The sequence below is a fragment of the Cupriavidus respiraculi genome (assembly GCF_914271545.1).
Taxonomy (GTDB): domain Bacteria; phylum Pseudomonadota; class Gammaproteobacteria; order Burkholderiales; family Burkholderiaceae; genus Cupriavidus; species Cupriavidus respiraculi.
Genome location: NZ_CAJZAH010000004.1, coordinates 21,746 through 40,400, shown reverse-complemented (window position 1 = coordinate 40,400; position 18,655 = coordinate 21,746). Strand labels below are relative to the sequence as shown.

Annotated in this window: 9 protein-coding genes; 2 read left to right on the top strand and 7 right to left on the bottom strand. The window is 68.9% G+C overall.

The features are described from left to right. Window positions 1–44: 44 nt before the first annotated feature. On the bottom strand, window positions 45–2,624 hold the full coding sequence (locus LDO27_RS18140) for a glycogen/starch/alpha-glucan phosphorylase (protein WP_377747676.1): 2,580 nt from the start codon (window positions 2,622–2,624) through the stop codon (window positions 45–47). Between the two features lie 464 nt (window positions 2,625–3,088). Between LDO27_RS18140 and LDO27_RS18135 the strand changes: the two genes are divergently transcribed. Then, window positions 3,089–3,436, top strand: a complete 348-nt coding sequence (locus LDO27_RS18135; protein ID WP_222209648.1) for a hypothetical protein — start codon at window positions 3,089–3,091, stop codon at window positions 3,434–3,436. A gap of 55 nt (window positions 3,437–3,491) precedes the next feature. After that, window positions 3,492–4,565 carry a DNA topoisomerase IB gene (locus tag LDO27_RS18130; protein WP_322790822.1) on the top strand — a complete coding sequence of 358 codons (1,074 nt, stop codon included), beginning with the start codon at window positions 3,492–3,494 and terminating at the stop codon, window positions 4,563–4,565. Here LDO27_RS18130 and LDO27_RS18125 read toward each other — a convergent pair. The 6 genes from LDO27_RS18125 to LDO27_RS18100 all read right to left on the bottom strand — a co-directional run bounded on the left by LDO27_RS18125 (window position 4,562) and on the right by LDO27_RS18100 (window position 18,632). After that, window positions 4,562–4,927, bottom strand: a complete 366-nt coding sequence (locus LDO27_RS18125; RefSeq protein WP_222209653.1) for a response regulator — start codon at window positions 4,925–4,927, stop codon at window positions 4,562–4,564. The genes LDO27_RS18130 and LDO27_RS18125 overlap by 4 nt on opposite strands. Before the next feature lie 84 nt (window positions 4,928–5,011). Beyond that, window positions 5,012–7,516 (bottom strand): 4-alpha-glucanotransferase, encoded by a 2,505-nt coding sequence (gene malQ / locus LDO27_RS18120; protein WP_224043210.1) that lies wholly within the window; start codon window positions 7,514–7,516, stop codon window positions 5,012–5,014. Beyond that, on the bottom strand, window positions 7,513–9,651 hold the full coding sequence (glgX, locus tag LDO27_RS18115) for a glycogen debranching protein GlgX (protein ID WP_224043203.1): 2,139 nt from the start codon (window positions 9,649–9,651) through the stop codon (window positions 7,513–7,515). The genes malQ and glgX overlap by 4 nt, the downstream gene beginning before the upstream one ends. An 11-nt stretch (window positions 9,652–9,662) precedes the next feature. Then, window positions 9,663–11,933 (bottom strand): 1,4-alpha-glucan branching protein GlgB, encoded by a 2,271-nt coding sequence (glgB, locus tag LDO27_RS18110; RefSeq protein WP_377747673.1) that lies wholly within the window; start codon window positions 11,931–11,933, stop codon window positions 9,663–9,665. Next, a complete protein-coding gene (treS, locus tag LDO27_RS18105) occupies window positions 11,926–15,315 on the bottom strand; it encodes a maltose alpha-D-glucosyltransferase (protein WP_222209659.1) in 3,390 nt (1,129 codons plus the stop codon). The genes glgB and treS overlap by 8 nt, the downstream gene beginning before the upstream one ends. Further along, the gene (locus LDO27_RS18100) at window positions 15,312–18,632 is read right to left on the bottom strand and encodes an alpha-1,4-glucan--maltose-1-phosphate maltosyltransferase (protein WP_224043202.1); all 3,321 of its coding nucleotides are present in this window, start codon (window positions 18,630–18,632) and stop codon (window positions 15,312–15,314) included. The genes treS and LDO27_RS18100 overlap by 4 nt, the downstream gene beginning before the upstream one ends. Between the last annotated feature and the right edge of the window lie 23 nt (window positions 18,633–18,655).

The following is an 18,655-nucleotide window of genomic DNA, read 5'->3' as shown; positions in this document are numbered from 1 at the left end:
GGGGTTGGCATCCGTTGCCTTCGCGGGGTTCGGGGCGGCCGGCATCATTCGGTCCCGGCCTGCGCATTGCGCCGGGCGCTCGCAGCCATGCTGGCGCGCAGCAGCGAGACCGGCACTGGCTGCACGCGCCAGACCCGTTCCGCGTATTCCTGGATGGCGCGGTCCGACGAGAAATGGCCGGAGCGCGCGCACGAGAGCACCGACATGCGCTGCCACCGGTCCTGGTCGGCGTAGGCGTTGGAGACGTCCTGCTGGCAATGCACGTAGGAGGCAAAGTCCGCCAGCAGCAGATACGGGTCGTGCTGCAGCAACCCGTCGAACAGCGGCTGGAACACCGAAGGGTCGCCCTTGGAGAAGAAGCCCTGGCGGACCAGGTCGATCACCGCGCGCAGCTCCGGGTCGCTCTCGTAGACCGACAGGGGCCGGTAGCCCGACGCCTTCAACGCATAGACCTCGGAGGCGGACAGGCCGAACGGGAAGAAGTTGTCCGCCCCGATCTCGTCGCGCAGTTCGATATTGGCGCCGTCCATGGTGCCGATGGTGATGGCCCCGTTCATGGCGAACTTCATGTTGCCGGTGCCCGATGCCTCCTTGCCCGCAAGCGAGATCTGCTCGGACAGGTCGGCCGCCGGATAGATGCGCTGGCCGTACGTCACGTTGAAGTTGGGCAGGAACACCACCTTGAGCCGGTCGCGCACCTGCGGGTCGCGGTTGACCACGTCGCCCACCGCGGTGATGAAGCGGATCATCAGCTTGGCGTAGTGGTAGCCCGGCGCCGCCTTGCCGCCGAACAGGAAGGTGCGGGGCTGGATGTCGGCGTTGGGATCGCTCTTGATGCGGTGGTACAGCGCGACGATATGCAGCACCGCCAGATGCTGGCGCTTGTATTCGTGGATGCGCTTGACCATCACGTCGAACATCGAGGTGGGGTCGACCACCACGCCGGTGACCTCCCGGATCACCCGCGCCAGGTCGTTCTTGTTGGCATTGCGCATCCGCTGCCAGCGCTCGCGGAATCCCGCGTCCTCGGCATAGGGCTCCAGCCCGCGCAATTCGGACAGGTTGCGGATCCAGCCATCGCCGATCGCCTCGCAGGCCAGTTTGGACAGGCGGGGATTGGAGACGACCAGCCAGCGCCGCGGTGTCACGCCGTTGGTGATATTGGTGAACTTGTCCGGCCACATGGCATGGAAGTCCTTCAGCACGTCCTCCCGCATCAGCCGGGAGTGCAGCTGCGCCACGCCGTTGATCGCATGGCTGCCGACGCAAGCCAGGTTCGCCATGCGGATGAAGTCGTTGTTGCCCCCGATCAGCGAAAGGCGCGACAGCCGCGAATCGTCACCGAAGAAGCGGATGCGGACCTCGTTGAGGAAGCGGGCATTGATCTCGTAGATGATCTCCAGGTGGCGGGGGAGGGTGCGCGCGAACAGCGGCAGCGGCCAGCACTCCAGCGCCTCGGGCAGCAACGTGTGGTTGGTGTACGCAAAGGCCTGGCGGGTGATCTCCCAGGCTTCTTCCCACGCCATGTCGTGGTCGTCCACCAGCAGGCGCATCAGCTCGGCGATGCCGATCGACGGATGGGTGTCGTTGAGCTGGACCGCGAACTTCTCATGAAAGCGCGAGATCGGAATGCCGTGCACGTCCAGCAGCCGCAGCATGTCCTTCAGCGAGCACGAGACGAAGAAGTACTGCTGCTCCAGACGCAGTTCCTTGCCCTGTTCCGTCTCGTCGTTGGGGTAGAGCACCTTGGTCAGGTTCTCCGACGTGACCTTCTTGTTGACGGCGCCAAGGTAGTCGCCGCGGTTGAACACATTGAAGTCGAACGCTTCGGTCGCCTCCGCGCGCCACAGCCGCAGGGTGTTGACCGTATTGACGCGGTAGCCCAGCACCGGCGAGTCGAACGGCACGCCGACCACCGTCTTGGCCGGCACCCAGCGCACCCGGTAGCGGCCGCGGTCGTCCGTGTAGTGCTCGGTATGGCCGCCGAGCTTGACCTCGACCGCCAGTTCCGGGCGCTGGATCTCCCACGGATTGCCGTGCCGCAGCCAGGTGTCGGTGCTTTCCACCTGCATGCCGTCGACGATGGACTGGTGGAAGATCCCGTATTCGTAGCGGATGCCATAGCCCAGCGCCGGAATCTGCATGGTGGCCAGCGAGTCCATGAAGCAGGCGGCCAGCCGTCCGAGGCCGCCGTTGCCCAGGCCTGGTTCCACCTCCTGCGCCAGCAGGTCGCCCAGCTCGATGTCCAGCTCGGCCATCGCGGCCTCCACCTCGTCGAGAATGCCGAGGTTGACCAGGTTGTTCGCCAGGTGGGGGCCGATCAGGAATTCGGCCGACAGGTAGGCAACGGTGCGCGACGGTTGCCCCAGGTAGGCTTCGGCGGTGCTGATCCAACGCTGCACCAGCCGGTCGCGCACCGTATGGGCCAGCGCCTGGTACAGGTCGTTGCGGCTGGCCAGCCCGGGCAGCTTGCCCTGGGTATAGAAGACGTGGTCGAGGAAGGCGCGCCGGATGGTCGTGCTCGACATCGCCGTGCGCGTGTCGTCGTGGCTGTCTGCGGTGGGAACATTGGTCCGGGTCGGCTCGGGGGCGTCTGCGGCTCGCGGCCGGATGGCTTGCGTCATGGCGGTCTCCGCTAAGAAATTTCGCTGGCCCGCAAGATACGTACCGTGGCGGTATGCCGTTGTGTATCAGGCGCGATATAGCCCACGTGAAAAATTTACCGTTGGCAGTTGAAAAAAAGCGGCCATTGCGACAGGTGGCGGGCCTGACCGGAGGGCTTCCGGTAGTAGCCATGCCGCTGCGCCGCGGCTACTGGATTGAAGGCACGGCGGTCGCCGTTGGCAAGCAGGAATTGACGTGCGGCGGTGAGCCCGTCGTCGTTCCCGCGTCGTCGCATGTCGTCCCCGCATGTCGTCCCCGCATGTCGTCCCATTCCTACAGGTCTTTCGGGGTTTGCCCAGCAGTGCCGGCGCCAGCGAGCCCGTAACGTGGAGACGCTGACGCGCTCATCGGCCTGCGCGGCCGCGGCCTGGTCGTACAGGTCTGCCTTCCCACCTCCAGGCCGGATATCCATATGGAGACCGACATGAAGCGATTCCTGATGATCAGCGCCATCGCTCTGGGCGTGGCTGCACCTGGCTTGCCCGCGCTGGCCCAGCAGGCGCCCATTACCGCGCCCAACCCAAGCACTCCGCCACCGCAGGACCCGGCCACCACGCCCCGCGCGTCGGGCAACAACGCCGCCGTGTCGTCGACCGGCACCTCGCCGTCCGCGGCGTCGCCCACCGTGAACAGCGCCACGTCCACCAACAAGGCGACCGAAGGCGGCAAGCGCAGCCAGAAGCCGCGCGAGAAGGGCAGCCCGCCGGCGCCCACGGCCGACGCGCCGTCCGGTCCGAAGGGCGACTCGCCGGAGCCGGCTCGCAAGCCGTGAGGCGCGCGCGATAGCGCGGTCGATGGCAGTGCGAACGCCAACGGGGGAGCGGGCCGTGCGCGCGGAGTCCGGGCGGGGTGCGGAAGCCGACAGCGCCGAGGCTCCGGCCGACGCGCCGGCCGAACTCGTCCCGGCCGGGCTGCGCTATGTCAGCGACACCGGTCCCGGCATCACGCGGCGGCGCTTGCGCGGCCGCTTCGTCTATTTCAGTCCCAAGGGGGAGCAGATCCGCGATGCCGCGACCATCGCCCGCATCGACGCCCTTGCCATTCCCCCCGCCTACGAAAACGTCTGGATATGCCCGAGCCCCAAGGGCCATATCCAGGCCACCGGGCGCGACGCGCGCGGGCGCAAGCAGTATCGCTACCACCCCGAATGGATCGCGGTGCGCGACGCGGACAAGTACGACCGCCTGCTGGCGTTCGGGCGCGTGTTGCCGAAGTTGCGGCGCCGGGTCAAGCGCGACCTGCAGCGCAATGGCATTCCCCGGGAGAAGGTGCTGGCCGCCGTGCTCCGGCTGCTCGACACGACGCTGGTGCGCGTGGGCAGCCGCCGGTACGCCCAGCAGAACCGTACCTATGGCCTGACCACGCTGCGCCGGCGCCATGTCCAGGTCCACGGCAGCAAGCTGCGTTTCATGTTTACCGGCAAGAGCGGCGTCGAGCACGACGTCACGCTGCGCGACCGGCAACTCGCCCGCATCGTGCGCGACTGCGCCGACCTGCCCGGGCAGCACCTGTTCAAGTACCGCGACGAGGACGGCGAGGTCCGCGAGATCGGGTCGGCCGACGTCAACGCCTATATCCAGGAGATCGCCGGCGAAGACTTCACCGCCAAGGACTTCCGCACTTGGGCGGGCAGCGTCCAGGCGCTGGCCGAACTGCGCAAGGCCGGCGCCGCCGAGTCGGAGACCGCGCGCAAGCGGCTGGTGGCGGCCACCATCAAGGAGGTCGCACAGCGGTTGCGCAATACGGTGGCGGTCTGCCGCAAGTGCTACGTGCACCCGGCCGTGATAGATGCGTACATGGAGGACCGGCTGCAGGCGTGCGAGCAGTGTTCGCGCGCGGTGGCCGATCTCAACATGGCCGAGCGGCGCCTGCTGATGCTGCTGGATGCGGAGGCGGGCTAGGGGCGCGCCGCTTCGTCGATCAGATCGCACACGGTGTGCACCAGGGCGTCGACGGGGCAGGGTTTGGGGCAGTACCGCACCGTGGGGTTGTCGATGACCGGCTGCGGCGTGCAACTGGTACATATGACAATCGGCGTGTCACGCAGGCCCGCATCGGCGAGCAGCAGGTGGCACAGCACCGCGCCGTCCGCGCGCGGCATCAGCCAGTCCGTCACGACCACGCTGGGATGCACGCGTTGCGCGCAGGCGAACGCGGCGAGCCCGTCCTCGGCCGTCTCCACCACCAGGCCTTTGGCGGACAGCGCGAACGCCATGGCGGTGGCCATGGCGGGATCGTCGTCGACAATCAGAACGGTGTGCACGGGGATGCCGAAAGGAGATAGGGGACGATGGCAGGTGCCATGCAAGGGTCGCGCCAGACAAGCCGCGCGGCGCCATCGTGCATCTCACCCGCCCTTGTCGCTTTTGCCGCCCTTGCCGGCCTTGTCCTGCGAGCCACTTCGGCTCGTCGCGCCAGTGCCTTTGCCGCGGTGGCCGGCGGTGGCGTCCGTGCCCCGTGGGCCACCGGCGCCATCACCCCCCGACGAACGGCCGGGGGCGTGCGCCGGTGCCGCGTTCGTCGGCGTGTCCGGTGGGGCGGCGCGCAGCACGTCCACGTGCTTTCTCACCATGGGCAGCGCGAACAGCGTGCGCACGTCCGGGCCCAGGCGCCTGCGCCAGTTGGGATGCTCGGTGGTCGTGCCGGGGAGGTTGGGTTGCTCGACCTCGCCCAGCAGATCTTCGATCGGAATCATGCGCAGCGGCGTGGGCGCGCGCGCCGTCCAGGCGAGCACGGCAGCCACTGGCGCGTGGTCCGGCCCGGGCTGCTCGCCGTTGGCCAGCCCGGCCGCGCACAAGGCCTCCCACAGCGCCTCGCGCTCGGCCGCACGTGCGGACAACGCCCCGGCTTCCGTTTCGCCCGGTCCCATCTGGCCCACGCGGGCACGCCACTCGATATCGCGCCCTGCCCACCAGCCGGCAATCGTGGGCAGGTCATGGGTCGTCGTGGTGGCGATCGCTTCAGGCGCCCAGCGCTCGGGCGGCTTGAAGGGCGCGGCCGGGGCCTGCGGCGCGGGCTCGCGCTCGGTGTCCGGCGATGGCGCCGCTTCGCCCGCGTCCCGGGTGGTGAGTGCGTCGGCGGCGCCGGCGTCGTCATCGGCGTCCGGCTCGGCGGGCGCCTCCGCCTCTTCCCGCTCGAACCACAGCACGTCGATGCCGAGCACCCCGCGCTGATACAGCGTCGCGTTGAAGGTCTCCGGCACCGTGCCCAGGTTCTCGCCGATGATGATGGCGTGGTGGCGCCACGATTCCAGCGAGATCAGCCTGAGCAGGTCCTCCATCGGATAGCGCAGATAGGCGCCGCCATCGGGCGGCGCCCCCTCGGGCACCAGCCACATGCGCGCCAGGCCCAGCGCGTGGTCGATGCGCAGCCCGCCCGCGTGGGCGAGATTGGCCCGCATCATCTCCAGGAAGCCGGCGTAGCCATGGCGATGCAGCGCACGCGGCGAGAACCCCGCGATGCCCCAGTTCTGCCCCAGCGGGTTGTAAAGGTCCGGCGGTGCGCCGACCGAGAAGCCGGACAGGATCTGGTCCTGCCGGGTCCACGCGTGGCTGCCGCCGGGATCGGTGCCCACGGCCAGATCCGCGATCAGCCCAATGGCCATGCCGGCCTCGCGCGCGTTGCGCTGCGCCCGGGCCAGGCCATCGTCGGCCAGCCACTGCAGGAAGATGTGATAGTCGATCTCGTCGCGGTTGGCGCTGACGAACGCGGTCACGGCGGCGTCGGCGGGTGAGCGGTGCCGCACCGGCCATTGGCGCCAGTCCGTGGCCGCGTCGGCCTCCGACTGGCTCGACGCGCTGGCGATATGGTGCGCCTGCAGCGCCTCGAAGGCGGCGTGCGCCAGCAACGCATCGCCGCCGCGCAGGCGGAAGCGCTCCAGCGCTTCGCGCGCGGGCGCCGGCAGCAGCTTGTCGCGGTGGTCCCACAGCCAGCGCAGCAATCCATAGCGGATGCGGGACAGCGCCACCCAATCGATCTCGGCACGCCCCTCGAGCGCGTGCAGCGCATTGCCCAGTCCGAGCGTGGCGATGCCGCGGTCGACCGCGGCCTGCCCGAATACCGCCGCCGGATCGACATAGATCGGGTTGAAATAGACCCGGCTGGACGGCGCGTACGGGCTATAGCGCTCGGGCAGCGCCGCGAAGCCCGCGTGCATCGGATTGATCGCCAGCGCGTCCGCGCCCTCGCGTGCCGCGGCGGTGGCGCAGTCGGCCAGCGCGGTGAAGTCACCTGCGCCGATGGGCGCACCCCGGCGCAGGCCGTAGACCTGGGTCGAGATACCCCACGGGCGGCGTGCGGCAATCTCGTCCGCGCCGAGCCCCTGCGCTCGCAGCGCGTCCTCGACGCCGAAGCAGCGGCCGGGTGCGACGGCGAGCGTGACTTCGCTGTCGCCAAGCAGCAGCCGATGGTAGCCGTGCGTGGCGATGGCGGGCACCGTGAAGCTGGCGCCGCCCGTGCCTCGCCGCGCCATGCCGGTCTGCACGCTGCCGTCCTCCAGTTCGAGCCGATAGGACAACTGGGAGCGGGTGTCGGCCAATGGCACCACCACCGGCCGCCCCTGGTCGGCGGTAATCAGGGGCGGCAGCGTGCGGTCGGCGTCGTCGCCGGCGAGCTGCGCGCGCGAGGCTTCGCACTGGCCGATGGTGGCGCATGGCAGGTCGAGCGTCTGCAGCACGGTACGCAGCAGGTCGGGGTCCAGCGTGCGGGACCGGCCCTGCGCGTCCTGCCAGTTCACCAGGATGCCGACGCGGTCGGCAAGCTGATAGAGCGAGGTCAGGGCGGGGTCGGATTCGGGGGCGGCCTGGCCGCCGTTGGATGCGCCGGATGCATCCGGTGGCGCGGGGGTGGTCATTGCGGTGTTTCCTTTGGCCAAGGCGGGGTCGCCGCCAATAGCAGTACCAGTGCATGCGCAGGCACGCACTGCGCGGCGGCCTGCACCGGACCCTCGGGGGCCAGCGGGTCGCTGCTGTCGAATAATTTCGTCCAGGCCAGTTTCGGCTCGGGCAGCACAAACTCGGCGTCCTGCGCGCCGGCGTTACACATCATCAACGTCACGTGCACGAGGCCGTCGTCGCCGCGCGAGGCGCGACGCAATGCCAGTGTGCGCCCTTCCGGGTAGGACCACTGCTCCGACGACAGCGGTTGCCCGTCGACGTCGAACCAGGCGATATCCGCCAGTCCCGGCGCGGGGTCGCGGCGGCCGTGCACGAACTGCCGCTCGGCGAACGTGGCGAGGCGCGCGCGCAGGGCCAGCAGGCGCTGCACGCACGCCATCATGGCCTGGTCGTCGCGGCTGCGCGTGGCCTCCCAGTCCAGCCACGACAGCTCGTTGTCCTGGCAATAGGCATTGTTGTTGCCGCGCTGGCTGCGCAGCCACTCGTCGCCCGCGGTGATCATCGGCGTGCCCTGCGCCAGCAGCAGCGTCGCCATCATGGCGCGGGCCACGCGGGCACGCACGGACAGGATGTCGATGTCGTCGGTCGGGCCTTCGATGGTGCCCTCGGGGCTCCAGTTGGCGCTCGCGTTGTCGTCCGTGCCGTCGCGGTTGTCCTCGCCGTTGGCTTCGTTGTGCTTGCTGGCGTAGCTGACCAGATCGGCCAGCGTGAAACCGTCGTGCGAGGTCACGAAGTTGATGGACGCCCAAGGCTTGCGGTGGCGCCGGTCGAACAGGTCCGCGGAGCCGGTCAGCCGCGCCGCCAGCTCGCCGCGCTGGCCGGCGTCGCCGCGCCAGAAGCGGCGCACGTTGTCGCGGAACTTGTCGTTCCATTCGGCGAAGCCCGGAGGGTGGCTGCCCAGCTGGTAGCCGCCTGGCCCGAGATCCCACGGCTCGGAGATCAGCTTGACGCGCGACAGCACCGGATCCTGAAGGATGGCGTCGAAGAAGCCCGCCCCGGGATCGAAGCCGCCGCTGCCCTCGCGGCCCAGCGTACTGCCCAGGTCGAAGCGGAAACCGTCGATGTGGAAGCACTGCACCCAGTAGCGCAGCGAATCCATCACCATCTGCAGCACGCGCGGATGCGACAGGTTGAGCGTGTTGCCGCAGCCGGTGTCGTTGATGTAGTAGCGCTCGTCGCCGGGCATCAGCCGGTAGTAGCTGGCGTTGTCCAGCCCGCGCCAGCAGACGGTGGGGCCCAGTTCGTTGCCTTCGCAGGTGTGGTTGTAGACCACGTCCAGGATGACCTCGATGCCGGCCGCGTGCAGCCGCCGCACCGCGATCTTGAATTCCATCAGGTCGCCGCTGCTCATGTATGCGGGCTCGGGCGCGAAGTAGGCCAGCGTGCTGTAGCCCCAGTAGTTGCGCAGCCCGCGCTCGACGAGGAAGCGGTCCTGCAGGAAGGCGTGCACCGGCAGCAGCTCGATGGTAGTGATGCCGAGCTTGTGCAGATGCTCGATCACGGCCGGGTCGCCCAATGCCTCGAAGGTACCCCGCACATGCGGCAGCAGGTCGTTGCGCAGCATGGTCAGCCCGCGCACGTGGGCCTCGTAGATGACCGTGCTTTCCCAGGGAACGTCGGGTGGACGGTCGTCGCCCCAATGAAAGCTCGGGTCCACCACCACCGCCTTGGGCATCATGGGCGCGCTGTCGCGGCGGTCCTGCGTCAGGTCCGCGCGCGGGCTCTGGAAGCGGTAGCCGAACATCGCGTCCGACCAGCGCAGCGGGCCGGTCAGCTTGCGGGCATAAGGGTCCAGCAGCAGCTTGTGCGGGTTGAAACGATGTCCGTGCTGGGGCTCCCACGGGCCGTAGGCGCGGTAGCCATAGACGGTGCCGGGACCGGCGTGCGGCAGGTAGCCGTGCCAGATTTCATCGGTGCAGTCCGGCATGCTCAGGCGAGCCAGTTCCTTGCGGCCGTTGGGCGAGAACAGGCACAGGTCCATGCAGCTGGCGTTCGCGGAAAACACCGCGAAGTTGATGCCCAGACCGTCCCAGTGCGCGCCAAGCGGATATGGCTTGCCGGGGAGCAGCCTGGCAGTCGGCGGGCGTGGCAAGTTGCGGGCTCCTAGGGCACGTATCGCAGTATCAGCGTGGCAAGCGGTGGCAGCACCAGCGAGACCGATGCTGGCTGTCCGTGCGAAGGAATGTCGGCGGCAATGACTTCGCCGCCGTTGCCCAGGTTGCTGCCGCCATAGCAGCCAGCATCGGTGTTGAGGCATTCCTGCCAGCGGCCGGCGAACGGCACGCCGAGCCGGTAGTCGTGGCGCGGCACGGGCGTCATGTTGACCACCACCAGCACCACCTCGTGGCTTCCCGCGCCGGCGCGGCGCAGGAAGGCAAACACGCTGTTCTGGTTGTCGTCGCCCACCACCCACTGGAAGCCCTCGGGATGATGGTCCATGCCGTGCAGCGCGGGCAGCGTGCGGTACAGGTGGTTCAGGTCGCGCACCAGCGCCTGCATGCCGCGGTGCTCGTGCGTCTCCAGCAGTCCCCAGTCCAGCTCGCCCTCGTGGTTCCATTCGCGCCACTGCGCGAATTCGCTGCCCATGAACAGCAGCTTCTTGCCCGGGTGCGTCCACATGAAGCCGTAGTACGCACGCAGGTTCGCGAAGCGCTGCCAGTGGTCGCCCGGCGTCTTGCCGATCAGCGAGCCCTTGCCGTGCACCACCTCGTCGTGGGACAGCGGCAGCACGAACGCCTCCGACCACGCGTACACCGTGCTGAAGGTCATCTCGCCGTGATGCCACGCGCGAAAGACCGGCTCGTAGGACAGGTAGTGCAGCGTGTCGTGCATCCACCCCATGTTCCACTTGAAGTGAAAGCCCAGCCCGCCGCTGGCCACCGAGCCGGTGACATTGGGCCACGCGGTCGATTCCTCGGCGATGGTCAGCGCGCCGGGACAGCGTTCGCGCACCACCGTGTTGAGCTCGCGCAGGAAGGCCACGGCCTCCAGGTTCTCGCGCCCGCCGAAGCGGTTGGGCACCCACTCGCCGGCCTTGCGGCTGTAGTCCCGATACAGCATCGAGGCGACCGCATCCACGCGCAGGCCGTCGATATGGTACGACTGCAGCCAGTGCAGCGCGCTGGCCAGCAGGAAGCCGCGCACCTCGTTGCGGCCGAGGTTGTAGATGAGCGTGTTCCAGTCCTGGTGGAAGCCTTCGCGCGGGTCCTCGTGTTCGTACAGCGAGGTGCCGTCGAACCGGGCCAGGCCGTGCGGATCGGTGGGGAAGTGCGCCGGCACCCAGTCCAGGATCACCCCGATGCCCGCGGCATGGCAGCGGTCGACGAAGTGCGCGAATGCCTGCGGCGGCCCGAAGCGGGCCGTGGGCGCGAACAGAGACAGCGGCTGGTAGCCCCACGAGCCGCCGAACGGGTGCTCGGTGATGGGCAGCAGTTCGATATGGGTGAAGCCCAGTTGCCGCACATAGGGAATCAGCTTGTCGGCCAGCATCTCCCAGCCGCGCACCGGATCGTTGGCGCTGTGCAGCCAGGAGCCCGCATGCAGCTCGTACACCGACATCGGGGCCGTGTACGGATCGGTGGCGGCGCGCTGGCGCATCCATTCCTGATCGGTCCAGCCGAACGGCGGAGCGGACAGGCCGGTCTGGGTCACCACCGATGCGGTGCCCGGCGGCATCTCCGTGGCCAGCGCCAGCGGGTCGGCCTTGTCGGGCAGCGGATGGCCCTGCGCATCCGACATGTCGTACTTGTAGCGGCTGCCGGCCTGCGCGCCCATCGCCGCCGGAACGAACAGCTCCCAGATGCCGGCGCCATAGCGCAGGCGCATGGCATGGCGGGCGGGATTCCAGCCGTTGAAGTCGCCGATCACGGAGACGCGGCTCGCATTGGGTGCCCACACGGCAAAGCGCACGCCTTCCACGCCGTTTTCGGTGCGCCATTGGGCGCCCAGGCAGCGCCCCAGTTCCAGGTGGCGGCCTTCGCCGATCAGGTGCAGATCCAGTTCGCCCAGCAGCAGGCCGAACGAATACGGGTCCGCGCTCAGCTGGCGCGTGCCGTCCTGCCAGACGATCGCGAGGCGATAGTCGCGTGGGCCGAGGCCCCTTGGCAGGCGTGCCGCGTAGATGCCACCGGGGTGGATCTGCCGCATCGGCGTTTCGTTGCCGCCCTGGGCATCGGCCAGCGCCACGGATTGCGCGCCCGGCAGACAGGCACGCACCACGGTGCCGTCGCCGTCCGGATGCGGTCCCAGGATCGAGAACGGATCGGGATGGCGGGCGCCGAGCAGCGCGTCCAGCTCGGCGGTGGCGGGCATATGCTCGGCCAGCGTGTGGGTGGGGGTGGCCGTCACGGCAGCGCCGGTTTCAACCTCATTCATGGCCTTCTCCGCCGGTGCCGGTCAGTTCGCGCAGCAGGCGGGCCAGGCCCTGCACGGGCAGGTCCAGCCACGCCACGCGATTGTCGGCTTCGTATTTGACTTCATAGGCCGCGCGCTCCAGCAGGAACAGGTCGAGCAATGCCTGCGCCTGCTCGGGCTGCACCCAGCGATGTTCGGCATGGTCCGCGATCTGCCGGTAGCCGTTCAGGAACGCTTCGTTGGCCGCGGTGCGGAAGCGGTCCAGCAGCACGTTGCGCCGGCCCGCCTGTGCCGGCGGCAGGGCCGAGTGCGTGCGTTCGTGGCGGTCGGTGCCTACCGTCGCTGCCGCATAGTCGAGCGAGCGCAGCATGCCCGCGACGTCGCGCAACGGTGAGGTCTTGCGGCGCCGATAGTCCAGCGGCAAGCCCGGCTCGCCCTCGAAATCGATGATGTAGGTGTCGCTCTGGGCGATCAGCACCTGGCCCAGATGCAGGTCGCCATGGATGCGGGTCTGCAGGCTGCCCGGCGCGGCGGCGGCGAGCCGCTGCACCAGTTGCGGCAGGCGCTCGCGCGCGCCCAGCACCGTGTCGATGTCGGCGGCGAAGGCTTCCTTGCCCGGCTGGCGCCGGATTTCGGCCGCGTGCTTGCCGATCAGGTCCAGCGCGGTGTTCAGCGCCTGCAGGGCGCCGTCGGCCCATTCGCGCGCCTGGTCCTCGGTGGCCTGGACCGTGGCGAACGCGGGATCGTCGGTGGGCCGCGCCAGCACGGCGTGCAACTCGCCCAGCCGGCGCCCCAGCGTGCCGGCCAGCGCCGCGTAGCCGTTCATCGCATCGGCGAACTCGTCCTCGCTGTCCGCTAGCGGCAGCGCGTCGTCGATGGCGCGTCCCAGATAGTCGAGCGTCCAGCCCCAGCCATCGCCCTGGTTCAGGATGTAGCCCTGCAGCAGCATCAGCGTGTGCGGGGTTCCGTCGCTGCCGGTTCGAACCACCTCGCCCAGCAGCGGGGCGGAGTTGGCGTAGCCCTGTTCGGTCAGGTAGCGCGTGACTTCCGCCTCGGGGTGAATGCCGCCGGACACACGCCGCACCAGCTTGAGCACGGCCGTGTTGTTGTAGGTGAGCGAACTGTTCGACTGCTCGGCCGACAGCCACTGGACCTCGTCGTGTTCGAGGTCCAGCCCTGCCAGCCCAGGCTCGCCGCGGAAATGGATCGGGCCGCGCGTGGTCTGCAGCGTACGGCCGTCGCGCAGCGCCGCGATCGTTTCCCGGGCGAAGCGCTCCACGACGAAGCCGTCGGTGGCCAGGCCGACGCGGGCGCCCTTGCGCACCCGTGCCATCGACAGGCCATGGGCAAGCTGCGAGATGCCCGCACCGGGCGCGTCGTGGTCCCACAGCACGGAAACCGGCAGCGTATAGCACTCGCTGCGGCCGCCCATCGATACCTCGACTTCGGACAGGTAGAGCGCATCGGCGGTGCCGGGCGCCCCGAAGGGCACCGCATAGGCAATCGAGACGCTCTGGATTTTCTCGCTCTTGGAGCCGAACCAGCGGCGCCGGCTGATGTAGTCCGGCAGCACTTCGTTGGCGAGGCTGCGGCGCGAGCCTTCGGTCAGATCGTTCTGGCCGGTGTTGTGCAACACGAGGGTGATGAGTTCGGGCATCTGCTGAGGGGCATCGACGTGCCATGAAGGCGGCCGTGCTTCCTCGCTAAGCACGAACCAGTAGAAACCGTAGGGCGGCAGGGTCAGCAGATAGGTCAGCTGGCCGATGGCCGGGAAGGGCGTGGCGCCCAGCATCTCCACCGGCACCCGTCCCTCGAAGGCCGACAGGTCCAGTTCCACCGCCTGCGGCGCACGCGACAGGTTGGCCACGCAAAGGATGTGTTCCCCCTCGAACTCACGCAGATAGGCGAGGATCTTGCGGTTGCCCGGGAACAGGAAACGGAAGGTGCCGCGGCCGAAGGCGCGATGCTGCCGGCGCAGGGCCAGCATGCGGCGCATCCAGTTGAGCAGCGAATGGGGATCGCGCGTCTGCGCTTCCACGTTCACGGCTTCGTAGCCGTACAGCGGCCCCTGCAGCGGCGGCAGTACCAGGCGCTCGGGGTCGGCGTGCGAGAAGCCGCCATTGCGGTCGGGCGACCATTGCATCGGCGTGCGCACGCCGTCGCGGTCGCCCAGGTGGATGTTGTCCCCCATGCCGATCTCGTCGCCGTAGTAGATCACCGGCGTGCCGGGCATCGAGAACAGCAGGCTGTTCATCAGTTCGATGCGGCGGCGGTCGCGCTCCATCAGCGGCGCCAGCCGCCGGCGGATGCCCAGGTTGATGCGGGCGCGCCGGTCGGAGGCATAGACCTCCCACAGGTAGTCGCGCTCGCTGCTGGTCACCATCTCCAGCGTCAGTTCGTCATGGTTGCGCAGGAAGATGGCCCACTGGCAGTTGTCCGGGATTTCCGGGGTCTGCCGGATGATGTCGGTGATCGGGAAGCGGTCCTCGCGCGCGATGGCCATGTACATGCGCGGCATCAGCGGGAAGTGGAACGACATGTGGCATTCGTCGCCCTCCACCGGTCCGGCCTCCTTGTCCGGGTGAGGCGGGCCGCCGAAGTACTGCTGCGCGTCCTCCGGCCACATGTTGGCCTCGGCCAGCAGCAGGCGGCCCTGGTAGTGCTCGTCCAGGTGCGCGCGGATGGCGCGGATCACCGCGTGCGTCTCGGGCAGGTTCTCGTTGCTGGTGCCTTCGCGCTCGACGAGATACGGCACCGCGTCCAGCCGCAGGCCGTCGATGCCCATGTCCAGCCAGAACCGCATGATGGACAGCACGTCGCGCAGCACCGCGGGGTTGTCGAAGTTCAGGTCGGGCTGGTGCGAATAGAAGCGATGCCAGAAATACGCGCCGGCCACCGGGTCCCAGCTCCAGTTCGACTTTTCGGTGTCGCAGAAGATGATGCGCGTGCCGGCGTAGGCCTGGTCGGTGTCAGACCAGACGTAGTAGTTGCGCGCCGCCGAGCCGGGCTTGGCCTGCCGCGCGCGCTGGAACCAAGGATGCTGGTCCGACGTATGGTTGATGACGAGCTCGGTGATCACGCGCAGCCCCCGCGCATGCGCGGCCGCGATGAAACGCCGCACTTCGGCCATCGTGCCGTACTCGGGATGCACGTTGCGGTAGTCGGCGATGTCGTAGCCGTCGTCCCGGCGCGGCGACGGGTAGAACGGCAGCAGCCAGATGGTATCCACGCCCAGGTCGACGATGTAGTCGAGCTTGGCGAGCAGCCCCGCGAAGTCGCCGACGCCATCGCCGTTGGCGTCGTAGAACGACTTCAGGTGCAGTTGATAGATGACCGCGTCCTTGTACCAGAGCGGGTCGGCATTGAGCAGCGCGGTGCTGGTGCGTTGGTTCATGGGCTTCATGACTGCTCCTCACGGCGGGGCTTGACGTGCCAGAGCGCAAACGGCAAGGCATGCGGATCGAGTCGGACGTGCTGGCGCTTGCCCCACCAGTCGAAGCGATGGCCATGCATCAGGTCGACGGCGGAAAGCGCCGCATGATCCGGCAGCCCCCATTCCCATAGCGGCAGTTCGAAGGCGGTCTCGCGCACCGCGCGCGGGTCCAGGCTGATGGCTGCGAGCAGGACGTCCTCCGTGAACAGCGGCGGCGGCACCGGGGCGGCGGAGGCGGCCACCGGCGTCGGGTTCGGCACGAAGCGCGCGAAGTACAGCACCGCGTCGTCATCGGCGTGATAGAAGCGCAGGCCGAGGTGGTTCTGCAATGCCGCGTGGGAGGCGCGGATCTCGTTCAGGCGCGTGATCTCCGCAATGATGTTGCCTGGTTTGTTCCAGTCCCACGCACGGAACTGGTACTTCTCGGAATCGAGGTATTCCTCCTTGGTCACGCCATTGACCACGTGCGGGGTGCCCTCGCAGATCTCGAAACCGTTGTACATGCCCCATAGGCCGGAGAGCAGCGTCGCCAGCGCGGCGCGGATCAGGAAGCCCGGGCGGCCGGAGTCGTGCAGGAAGTAGGGGTTGATGTCCGGCGTGTTGACGAAGAAGTGCGGACGGAAGAATTCGCGCAGCGGGCTCTGCGTCAGCTCCGTCATGTACTCGGTCAGCTCCTGCTTGTGATTGCGCCAGGTGAAGTAGGTGTACGACTGGCTGAAGCCCAGCTTGGCCAGCCGCGCCATCATCTTGGGGCGCGTGAAGGCTTCGGCCAGGAAGATGGTATCGGGGTAGCGCTCGCGGATGCTGGCGATCATCCATTCCCAGAACGGCAGGGGCTTGGTATGCGGGTTGTCGACCCGGAAGATGCGCACTCCCTCGTCGGCCCAGAACATCACCACGTCGCGCAGGGCGGTCCACAGCGCCGGGGCCGCGTCGCCCTTGGCATAGAAGTCGACGTTGACGATGTCCTCGTACTTCTTCGGCGGATTCTCGGCATAGCGCAACGACCCGTCGGGCCGATGCGCGAACCACTCGGGATGCTCGCGCAGCCACGGATGGTCCGGCGAGCACTGGATGGCGAAGTCCAGCGCGAGCTCCAGGCCATGCTCGGCCGCGGCATCGCGCAGGCGGCGGAAGTCCTCGATGGTGCCCAGTTCCGGATGGATGGCGTCGTGCCCGCCGTCGGGCGAGCCGATCGCGTAGGGGCTGCCGGGGTCGCCCGGCTGTGCCTTCAGGCTGTTGTTGCGGCCCTTGCGGTTGGTCTGCCCGATCGGGTGGATCGGCGGAAAGTACAGCACGTCGAAGCCCATCGCCCGGATGGCCGGCAGGCGCCCGATGACGTCGTCGAAGGTGCCGTGGCGCTGGCCGTCGCCGCCGAGCGAGCGCGGGAACAGTTCGTACCAGCTCGCGAAGCGCGCGGCCAGACGGTCCGCCTCGACGGGCATCGATACCGGATGACGCGTGGCGAAGTGGCGCGGGTCCGCCGCCTTCATTGTCGCGCGGGTCTGCGGGGCGAGCAGCACCTCCAGGCGCCGCATGTCATCGCCGGCGGCCGCCTCCAGTTCCGCGGCGATGGCCTGCAACGCGCGTTCGCAGTCGCTGCCGGCCCGCGGGCCGCCGCGCAGCGCAGTCAGCGCGCCCGACACCAGCCGCGAGCCTTCCTCGATTTCGAGCGACACGTTCAGGCCGGCCTGCTTCTTCTTGCCGATCTCGTCGCACCAGGTGGCAAAGGTGTCCTGCCATGCCTCGACGGTGAATTCATGGCGGCCCATCGCCTGCAGCGGGAAGCTTCCGACCCAGCGGTCGTTCACGGTCAGCGTCATTGGGCTTTCGTGCCAGTCCGCTTCGCCCGGGCCACGCCACAGCACCATCGCCGCGAGCTTGTCGTGGCCGTCCATCCAGATATCCGCGGTGACCTCCACTTGCTCGCCGACGATCCGGCGCACGGCAAAGCGCCCGCCATCGCAGTCGGGCGCGACATTCTCGATGGCCACGCGCGGCGCCTGCACCGCCGCGGCCACGGTCTTCTCGAGCGCGGTGCGCACCGCCGCGCCCAGGCGCTTGCCGTTGCGCTTCACGGGCTCGGCCTGCTTCACCGGTGCCGCGTAGAAAAACTGCACGCCGGCAGGGGCGAGCGTGATGTTGTCCATCGCGTTCAGCTGCGTGCCCGGCTCGATGCCGCCGCCAGGTCCGCCTTCGCAGGCGAGCAGCGTGCCGGCGCCATGCGGCAGGCCGGCCAGGATGCGCTGCGCCGGCAGCGTGGCGGGCTGGTGCGGATCGGGGTTGATGACCACCGTGAGGGTCATCGCGGCGCTGGTACCGCTGCCGGCGGCGCCGGCGGCGCCAGGCGGGGGCACGGGCACGCGGGCCAGCGTGGTCAGCGGCGCCTGATCGCCGCTCAGTTGCCGCACGGCGAGGGTGCTTTCCCCCTCGCGCACGCCCAGCCAGGCGTTGGCGTGGATCAGTTCGTGCGACAGGTCGTAGCCCGGCTCGTTGTCGCCGGCGGCATCGTCCTCGCCGTCATGGCACGGACCGCCGCCGCACTCGAACCCCGCCGGAACCAGCACACCGTCGCCGATGGCCGCCGCGGTCCACAGCGCCCGGCGCGCCGCCAGCGCGTCCATGCCTCGCCCGGTCAGGGCCGGCGCGGCCAGTACCTTGCCGAACGGGCGCAGCCGCGCCATCTCTTCGGCGAGCCAGCTGCTGCGATAGTCCCACCATGGCAGCGAGCAGAAGGCGCCGTCGAACGAACCCTGCGCGAGGTCCGCGAGCTGCTGCGGGCCGATGCCCGGCGTCCATGCAAGAAACACTTGCCGCTTGCCCGGCGTTTCGCGGCGGACGGCGGCGATCAGTTCCGCCCAGTAGCGCCCCGGCACGCGGCCGGGTGCGCGGCAGCAGTAGCCGGCCACATCCATCGCAGCCACGCTGCGCAGGCGGTCGACCCACCATTGCACCAGTCCGCCCGCGATATCGGCATCGTGCCAGCGCAATCGCGCGCCGGGCAGATGGCTGTCGCTGTCGCGCGGATCGACGGCGGAAACGTTTTCGCGCCAGCCGGGATCGATCGGCGGGCTACCTTCGGGGTAGCGGTCGAGTGCAAGGTCGAGCAGGCAGGCAAGTCCCTGCTTGCGGCATGCCGCGGCCGCGGCCGCGATCGCCTCCGCGGGTGCGTGCAGCACCGAGGAGCCGGACAGCAGCACATGGTCGAAGCCGAGCGCCGCGGCGCGCGCGATGGCGCCATTGTCCTCGCGCATGGTGGATATCAGGTCGATCTGGCAGATCCGCACGTCTTGTCCTTGTCGAGGCACAG

Excerpts from the sequence above, each read along its gene's own strand:
- malQ (WP_224043210.1), bottom strand. The coding sequence starts at position 7,516 with ATGACCACCCCCGCGCCACCGGATGCATCCGGCGCATCCAACGGCGGC.
- treS (WP_222209659.1), bottom strand. The coding sequence starts at position 15,315 with ATGAAGCCCATGAACCAACGCACCAGCACCGCGCTGCTCAATGCCGAC.
- LDO27_RS18140 (WP_377747676.1), bottom strand. The coding sequence starts at position 2,624 with ATGACGCAAGCCATCCGGCCGCGAGCCGCAGACGCCCCCGAGCCGACC.
- LDO27_RS18135 (WP_222209648.1), top strand. The coding sequence starts at position 3,089 with ATGAAGCGATTCCTGATGATCAGCGCCATCGCTCTGGGCGTGGCTGCA.
- glgB (WP_377747673.1), bottom strand. The coding sequence starts at position 11,933 with ATGAATGAGGTTGAAACCGGCGCTGCCGTGACGGCCACCCCCACCCAC.